Origin of the sequence: Mycobacterium sp. 1245499.0, assembly GCF_001673615.1 — a bacterium.
GTDB classification, from domain to species: Bacteria; Actinomycetota; Actinomycetes; order Mycobacteriales; family Mycobacteriaceae; genus Mycobacterium; species Mycobacterium europaeum_A.
Window position 1 is genome coordinate 22,370 of record NZ_LZMG01000433.1, and the last position, 7,929, is coordinate 30,298.

Sequence of the window (7,929 nt, forward strand, 5' to 3'; positions counted from 1 at the left end):
GGCGCGTCAGCCCAACTTGGCGCGCACCCACTGGAACGTCCCGAGGGTCTTCACCCGCACACTGGCAAAACCGTTGTTCTCCAACGCATCCCCGATTTCGTCGTCGTCGAACGCGTGCGCCCCGACGTTAGGCAGCATCCGCCAATACCGGGCCAGGCGCCCGGCGGTGGGCACCATGACGGCCAGCCTGCCACCGGGGCGCAGCACGCGCGCGATCTCGGCGAGCGCGTCGGCCGGATTCGGAACCAACTGCAGCACGGCGGTCGACACCGCCACGTCAATGGTGCTGTCGCGCAGCGGAAGTCGCTGTGCGTCGGCCTTGAGGAAGCCGACCTGCGGCCCGGCCTCGTTGCGGACCGCGCGGGCCAGCATGGGCTCGGAGATGTCGACGCCGAGGGCCAGCCCCTGCGGACCGGCGGCACGGGCCAGCGACGCGGTGACGTTGCCCGGCCCCGATCCGACGTCCAGCGCGATACCGCCCTGCGGAACGTCCAACCATTCCAGCGGCAGTTGCCATGCGCTGATCCAGCGCCGAGAAAGCGCTTGGGCGTTGTCGTAGAGCAGCGACCCGATCGGCGAGGCCCACGCCGCCTGGATGGGGCCGGTGTTCTGCTCGACGGCGCCACCGGCGGCCGCGCCGGGGCCGAGCAGGTCGAGATAGCCCCGGCTCACGTCGGGATCGGCCGGCGGATCGATGAGCAGGTCCAGCGCGCGCCGGAGGGCGGGAGGCAGCGAGACGTGCACGTCGGTCATGCGTACTCCTTCGGTCAAATACCAAGCCGGACGCCAGAAATCGAACGGAAAGCCGGGATGCTTCGGCTCCGGTGAGTCCCGTCCGCAGCCTACGCCGGGGGCGCCGGCTCTTCGACCGCTGCGATTTGCGGTCCGGTTACCGCCGAACGACGGCGTGCTCGCGGACAAGGGCGTACAGCCGCCAGTACCCGGGCACGCCCTTGAGCGCGGTCTCGCCGCGGTCGCCGAACCGGTGCCGCGAGCCGGTCACGATGTCGCGCAGCGTGGACGACACCAGCACCTCGCTGGGTCTCGCGAGCGCGGCCACCCGCGCGCCGATGTGGACGGCCATGCCCGCGACGTCCGCGCCGCGCACCTCGACCTCGCCGGCGTGAATGCCGACCCGCACCTCGATGCCCAGCACACGAACGGCGTCCACGATGGCGTCGGCGCAGGCGATCGCCGCGCTGGGGCTGGTGAACGTGGCGACGAATCCGTCACCGGCCGTGTTGACTTCGCGACCGCCGAACCGCTGCAGTTCGTGGCGCACGATCCTGTCGTGGTTGTCCAGCAGGTCGCGCCAGCGGTGGTCGCCGAGCGCGGCGGCGCGCTCGGTGGAGCCGACGATGTCGGTGAACATGATGGTGGTGAGCAGCCGCTCGGCGTCGGAGCCGCCGCGGACTCCGGTGATGAACTCTTCGATCTCGTCCAGCATCGGGCCGGTGTCGCCGACCCAGTACAGGGAGTCCTGTCCGGGCAGTTCGACGAGACGCGAGCCGGCGATGCGCTCGGCGAGGTAGTGCGCATGCTCGACGGGGCTGAAGGCGGGGTTGTCGCGATGGACGATCAGCGTCGGCACGGCGACGCGCGGCAGCCTGTCGCGGACATCGCCCTCCCGGACCTTGTTGATGAACGCACGGGCCATGCTGGGTGACGCTGCCCGGTTGCCGGCCATGTCCCACCACGAGCGGAACGCGTCGTCGTGCGCGACGCTGGGGGCGATGATGCCGAGCATGTCGAAGCCCTGCTCGACGGCGTCCGGCTCCATCCCGACCGACGTGAATCGCTCGGCGGCGTCGAGTTCGGCGCCGATGGGGTAGTCCGGGCCCCGCAGCGTGCGCGCCGCGCCGTTGGCTATGACGAGGCTGTTCACCCGATCGGAGTGGTCGGCCGCGAGAACCAGACCGGCCAGCGAGGTGAAACCCGGAGCGAAGATCGTGGCCTTCTCGCAACCCACCGCATTCATCACGGCGAGCGCATCCTGCGCCCATGACTCCGGACCGAGCATGTCCAGCGAGGGGACCCGGGAGGACAGGCCGATGCCGCGCTGATCGAAGCGGATCACCCGGCAGAACGACGCGAGCCGGCGATGAAAGCGGTACATCGAGGGCTCGAGGTCGACGCAGTCGATCGGGATCAGCGGCCCCGGCAGCATGAGCAGGTCCATCGGGCCATCGCCGAAGACCTGATAGGCGATGTCGATCTCACCGCAACTGGCGTACCGAGTCCGCGGCGCCGCAGAACTCCCAGCCACGGTTCAAGGCTAGTTCAGGCCGCCGACAATTCGAGGCCCATTATCGGGACCGCTCGCCGCCGATGATCGGCACCAGATAGCGCGCGGCGTAGTCGCGAACCGCCGCCGGATCCGACGTGTCGAGCCGGTCGGTGGGGAAGACGATGATGCCCAAGGCGACGCGAAGCAGGATGTCGGCGATGTTGTCCAGGTCGGCCTCGGCCAGGTCGGCGCCGCAACGGCGCAGGGTGTGGGCGATCCCGTCGGCGAACTGGCGAATCGGAAACGCCTGCGACCGGGAGAACATGCCGAACAGTTCGGGTTCGCTCTCGGCGATCCGCGAGTACAGCGCGGAGTCCTGTACCAGGCGCACCCCGAGCGCGAAGGCCTCGACGACCGCCTGTTGCGGGTCGCAGCCGGTTGTCGCCTGGTCCAGGGTGCTGAAGAACCGGCCGGCTTCGCGCCGCACCACGTGGGCGAACAGGTTCTCCTTCGTCGGGAAGCGACGGTAGATGGTGCTGCGGCTGACCCCGGCGCGGGCGGCGACGTCGTCGATATTGGCCCGACGCACGCCGTAGATCTCGAACACGCTGCGCGCGGTGTCCAAGATGGTGCGGTCGAGATCGGTGAGCGCCTCGGCAGTGGCAGAGCCCCGTTCGGACTGCATGATTGGCGGCATCGTATCAACTCCTCGGCATGGTTCACGGCCGACTTTTCCGGCGCGAAGACCTGCCCGGGAGTGCGATGGCGACGCGCGCTTGTTAGTGTTCGAGGCGACTGAAACAAAGACACATTTTTGTGTCACTGATTCACACCGGTTGCCGTCGCGCGGCGCGGGTACGGCGAGGAGGTGGGCATGACCGCTCAAAACGATGAGTTAACCGCGGCAAGTGCGGGGTCGCGTTTCGATACCGGCGTCCGCGAGGCGATGCCGATGCCGGTCGACGACGAGATCGCCGACGCCGCCCCGCGGTTGGGGCCGGACTCGTTGATCTGGAAGTTCTACGGCGACGTCCGGACTCAGCTGTTCGGCTTTCAGCGCACCGCCGGGGTGGAGAACTGCATCGAGCAGCTCGCCCAGGGCGTGCTGGACCACTCCGTCATCTTCAGCGACACGCTCGGTCGGGCCAAGCGCACCGCACCGCCCCTGATGAACACCGTCTACTCCGACGAACCGTACGAGTGGGGCCGCAAGGTGCGGGACTTCCACAAGACGATCAAGGGCACGGTCAGCGACGGCTCGCGCTATCACGCGCTGAATCCTGAGCTGTTCTATTGGGCGCACGCCAGCTTCGTCGACCAGGTCATCTACAACACCGACATGTTCATCCGGAGGCTGAGCCGCGCAGAGAAGGAGCAGATCTTCAACGAGGGCAAGCTCTGGTACAGCCTGTATGGCGTCAGCGACCGCGGGCAACCGCAGGCCTACGACGACTTCCTGGCCTACTGGGACGAGATGCTCGACCGGTTCGTCCCCCATAAGACCGTGCTGTACGGCACCGGTTACATCCGCAAGGGCATCCCGGGCCCGCGCCGGATGCCCAAACCGGTGTGGAAAGTGCTCTCGGCTCCGCTGAACGCCTACACCCGGCTGGTCGTGGTCGGAACGCTTCCGCCGCAGATGCGCGAGGTGTGCCAGCTGCGATGGGATGCCAAGAAGGAGAAGCGCTTTCAGCGCGTCGCCGCAGCCATTCGCGCGCTCAACCCGCTGTTGAACCGGCTGCCCGTCCGGGTGCTCTACACGAGCTGGGCGGCCGACGCATGGGACCGCGCGGGCGTCGACCCGCGCCGGCTGCACAACCGCCCGGCCGCGTAACCGGGTCTGGGGCGGCTCGGCATCGTCGCGGCGATATCCGTGACAGCGCCCGTGCGGATGAGGCATGGTGGTTAGCCGGCTGCGCATTGGGGCATTCCGCTAGGTCGGCTCAGTGGGCCGGTCGATCGAGCCGGTGGCAGGGCGACCCGAAGGAGTACCGCGATGCAGTTGACGGGCAATACCGTTCTGGTCACCGGCGGTGGCAGCGGAATCGGCCGAGGTCTGGCCGAATCCTTCCACCGGTTGGGCAACCAGGTGATCATCGCCGCCCGGCGCAGCGACCAATTGCGGGCCGTCGCCGAGGCCAACCCCGGCATCCAGACGCTGTCGCTCGATCAGGGTGACGCCGCCGATATCCGCCGGTTCGCCACCCAGCTGACCGACCACTACCCGGACCTCAACGTGCTGGTCAACAACGCCGGAATTCAACGGGTCGAAGACCTCACCACCGGCAACGTCGGCCTGGCCGAGCAGTCGGTGGCCATCAACCTGCTGGGCCCCATCCGGCTGACCTCGGCCCTGCTGCCCGCGCTGCTGCGCAAGCCGCACGCCACCATCCTCAACGTCACGTCCGGTCTGGCCTTCATGCCCAGCGCGCTCACCCCGAGCTACTGTGCCTCCAAGGCGGCGCTGCACTCCTACACCGAATCGCTGCGCTTCCAACTGCGCGGCACTTCGGTGCAGGTGATCGAAATCATCCCGCCGCACGTGCAGACCGCGCTGCAGGGCGAGCGGGGATTCGATCCCCGGGCGATGCCGCTGGAGGACTACATCACCGAGACCGTCACCCTGTTGCAGACGCAGCCGCAGGCCAAGGAAATCGTGGTGGAGCGCGCCAAGATGTTCCGGTTCGCCGAGCGCGACGGCACCTACGACGACATCTACCCCCGCTTCAACGAGACGATCACCGCCATGTTCGGCGGCTAGGCCGGGCGGTGCCGCTGAACACCGCGTGCACACAGATGCAATTCCTTGTGAAATAAGCGGATAAGGAGATACGCCGCTGGCCGCGGGCGCCCGTCGTCCTTGGCGGCACCGTCCTGGATGCGAGAGTATCGAGGGCATGGCCGCAGTCGATTTCTCGTTGTTGGACGTCCCACGGGCGGCGCCCGTGGCGGACGCCGAGGCCTACCTGCGGGCGGCGATGGCCTGGCACTTCGGCGACGACACCGGTTCGCCGTTCTGGCTGCGGGCCGCCCGCACGTTGAACTTCAACCCGCTGACCGACGTCAACACCTTCGCCGACCTACAACTGTTCCCCAACCTGGTCAACGAATTACGCAGTGTCCCAGTGGAAGACCTCATTCCGCGCGGTTACGGGCCCCGGCCACCGGTGCCCCAGATCTTCGAATCCGGGGGTACCACCGGCGCCCCGAAACGCACTGTGCAGCTGCCGGATTGGGTCGCACAGGTAGTCGAATGGCAAACCGAGGACTTCGCCGCGGGCGGTTTCCGGCGGGGCCAGGGCTTTCTGTGTCTGATGCCGAGCGGTCCGCACGGCGTCGGCTACTTCTCCCGGCTGGTGTCGCAGCGGCTCGGCTCCGTCTTCCACGCAATCGACATCGATCCCCGCTGGGTGAAACGGCTCGCCGCGCGCGGGGCGGCAACCGAGGTGGCGGCTTACGTCGACCACGTTGTCGAGCAGGCCGTCTTCGTGTTGCAGACGCAGTCCGTGGTCAACCTGCACACCACCCCGCCGCTGCTGGAGGCGATCGCCCGCAACGATCGGGTGGTCGACCTGGTCAACGACAAGATCCGCTACCTGCTGCTCAGCGGGGCGCACGTGGACGCCGACACCCTCGACCTGCTGCGCGACATCTTTCCCGCGACGACCATCGCCATGGCGTTCGGCAGCACCATGGTGCTGTCACAGGCGGTAACCCGGACCGGCGACGACGACTCCTTCGTCTTCGATCCGCGCACCCCGTATGTGGTGTTCTGGGTGGTCGATCCCGACACCGGGGAACGGGTGCCCTACGGGCGTCCGGGTCAGGTGGTGATGCACCACATCAGCAAGGGCATGTTCATACCGAACAACCTGGAGCGCGACCGGGCGATCAGGATGCCCGGACCGGCGGGCGATCTCAGCGATTCGGTCAGCGAGGTGCGGCCGGTGTCCACCTTCGAGGGCGAGGCCGTCATCGAGGGCGTGTACTGAGCGTGGACAGTGACAGTGGCTGTGCGGCAACCGGTTTGGTGGCACTCGACGCCCTCGGTGCGGACGGTGAGTACCGGACCCGCAAACGCGAATTGGTCACCACCACCGCCGGTGCCGCGGTCGCGGAGCTGAGCCTGGTTCCGCCGCTGTATGTGTCGCGGACGCTGGGCGCGCAGCGCAGGACCGCACCGCTGCCCGTTGCCCGGCGCGCGGCCGCGCTGTCCCGGGCCGCCGGCATCTTCGCCGACGGCGTCGTCGCGGGGCTGGATTTCGAGGCCTATGTGGCGTTGGCCGCCCGGATTTCGGGCATGCCGATCGCGGTCACCCGGGCCGGGGCGCGCGGGGTGGCCGACGCGGTGGGCGACGCCGTCGACGCGGTGCGGCCGGCGCGGCCGGTTGGGGCGGCGTTGGACTGGCGCGAGGAGCGGACCCGCGCGGGCGGTGCGGTGTGGGTGCGGCGCGGGGAGGTGTTCGCGGTGCACGCGGCCGGAAACGGCCCGGGCGTCCATGGGCTTTGGCCGCAGGCCCTCGCGCTGGGCTACCGGGTCGCGGTGCGCCCCTCACGCCGCGAGCCGCTGACGGCTCACCGGCTGGTGTGCGCGCTGCGGCGGGCCGGGTTCCGCGCCGAGGACGCCGTCTACCTGCCGACCGACCATGCCGGCGCCGACGAGATCATCCGGGCGGCCGACCTGGCGATGGTGTACGGGGGCCAGCAGGTGGTCGACAAGTACGCCGACGACCCGGCGGTGATCGTCAACGGGCCGGGGCGCAGCAAGATCGTGATCACCGCCGACCGCGACTGGCGCGACTACCTCGACGTCATCGTCGACTCGATCGCCAACCACGGCGGCATGGCATGCGTCAACACCACCGCGGTGCTCTACGAGGGCGATCCCGCCGCGCTGGCCCATGCCATCGCCGAACGGCTGGCGGCGATCGAACCGCTGCCCACCGATGAGGAGCGGGCGGTCCTGCCCACCCTGCCCGTCCACCGGGCGCGCGCGGTCGCCAACATCTTGGCGGCCAAGGCCGTCGGGTCGACCCCGCTGCTCGGCGCCGACCGGGTGGTCGCCGAACTCGGCGACGGCTACGCCGCGCTGCGCCCGGCCCTGCATGTGATGGCACAACCCGATCCGGACCAGCTCAACCTGGAGCTGCCCTTCCCGTGTGCGTGGGTGTCGGCCTGGTCGCGCCACGACGGGGTCCAACCATTACGGCATTCGCTGGTGGTCACCGCGATCACCGGCGACGAGGCGCTGATCGACGATCTGATCGCCGAGCCGACCGTCGGCAACGTCTACTGCGGCCACCACCCCACGTGGTGGCACGCCCCGCACATTCCGCACGACGGATTCCTGGCCGATGCCCTGATGCGCAACAAGGGCTTCATCAGGGACTAGCCAGGAACCCCGGGCAGGCGGTTACTCTCCGAAGCTGCCACGCGGCGACGCGACCGCCGTTGCGGCCGGGCCGTCCAGGGCCAGGTGGCTGGAGGCAAACGAGACTCCCTTGTCGATCATCGCGCTGTCGTCGGCGTAGGTGTCGTGCGCGGCGAAATTCATCCCGTCGGAACAGACCGGGTCCTCGGTGGCGCACACCTTGATGGTCTTGTCCTGATACGCCGGGCCGATCACCACGGGCGGTTCGTTGAGGAAGTTCATCGCCCGCACGTTGGGCATGCCGAACAGCACCACCGAGGAGACGTGGTTG

8 protein-coding genes are annotated in these 7,929 nt (G+C 68.7%); 4 read left to right on the top strand and 4 right to left on the bottom strand.

Annotation, left to right across the window (positions count from 1 at the left end; all coding sequences use genetic code 11):
* Positions 1 to 6: 6 nt before the first annotated feature.
* From A5646_RS26850 to A5646_RS26860, 3 genes are all read right to left on the bottom strand, one after another.
* Positions 7 to 753 carry a methyltransferase domain-containing protein gene (locus A5646_RS26850; RefSeq protein WP_066870028.1) on the bottom strand — a complete coding sequence of 249 codons (747 nt, stop codon included), beginning with the start codon at positions 751 to 753 and terminating at the stop codon, positions 7 to 9.
* Between the two features lie 136 nt (positions 754 to 889).
* Positions 890 to 2,266 carry an adenylate/guanylate cyclase domain-containing protein gene (locus A5646_RS26855; protein WP_066870032.1) on the bottom strand — a complete coding sequence of 459 codons (1,377 nt, stop codon included), beginning with the start codon at positions 2,264 to 2,266 and terminating at the stop codon, positions 890 to 892.
* Between the two features lie 40 nt (positions 2,267 to 2,306).
* Positions 2,307 to 2,912: a TetR/AcrR family transcriptional regulator gene (locus A5646_RS26860; protein ID WP_066870058.1), complete on the bottom strand. Its 606-nt coding sequence runs from the start codon at positions 2,910 to 2,912 to the stop codon at positions 2,307 to 2,309.
* Between the two features lie 189 nt (positions 2,913 to 3,101).
* Between A5646_RS26860 and A5646_RS26865 the strand changes: the two genes are divergently transcribed.
* From A5646_RS26865 to A5646_RS26880, 4 genes are all read left to right on the top strand, one after another.
* Positions 3,102 to 4,061 (top strand): oxygenase MpaB family protein, encoded by a 960-nt coding sequence (locus A5646_RS26865; RefSeq protein ID WP_067025529.1) that lies wholly within the window; start codon positions 3,102 to 3,104, stop codon positions 4,059 to 4,061.
* Positions 4,062 to 4,223: 162 nt separating this feature from the next.
* Positions 4,224 to 4,988: an SDR family oxidoreductase gene (locus A5646_RS26870; protein ID WP_066870038.1), complete on the top strand. Its 765-nt coding sequence runs from the start codon at positions 4,224 to 4,226 to the stop codon at positions 4,986 to 4,988.
* A gap of 136 nt (positions 4,989 to 5,124) precedes the next feature.
* A complete protein-coding gene (locus A5646_RS26875; RefSeq protein WP_066870040.1) occupies positions 5,125 to 6,219 on the top strand; it encodes an AMP-binding protein in 1,095 nt (364 codons plus the stop codon).
* A gap of 35 nt (positions 6,220 to 6,254) precedes the next feature.
* Positions 6,255 to 7,619, top strand: a complete 1,365-nt coding sequence (locus A5646_RS26880; RefSeq protein ID WP_067025535.1) for an aldehyde dehydrogenase family protein — start codon at positions 6,255 to 6,257, stop codon at positions 7,617 to 7,619.
* Positions 7,620 to 7,640: 21 nt separating this feature from the next.
* On the opposite strand, the gene A5646_RS26885 is transcribed toward A5646_RS26880, so the two are convergent.
* Positions 7,641 to 7,929: cutinase family protein (locus A5646_RS26885; protein ID WP_156765630.1), on the bottom strand; the 289-nt coding region annotated here is incomplete at its 5' end.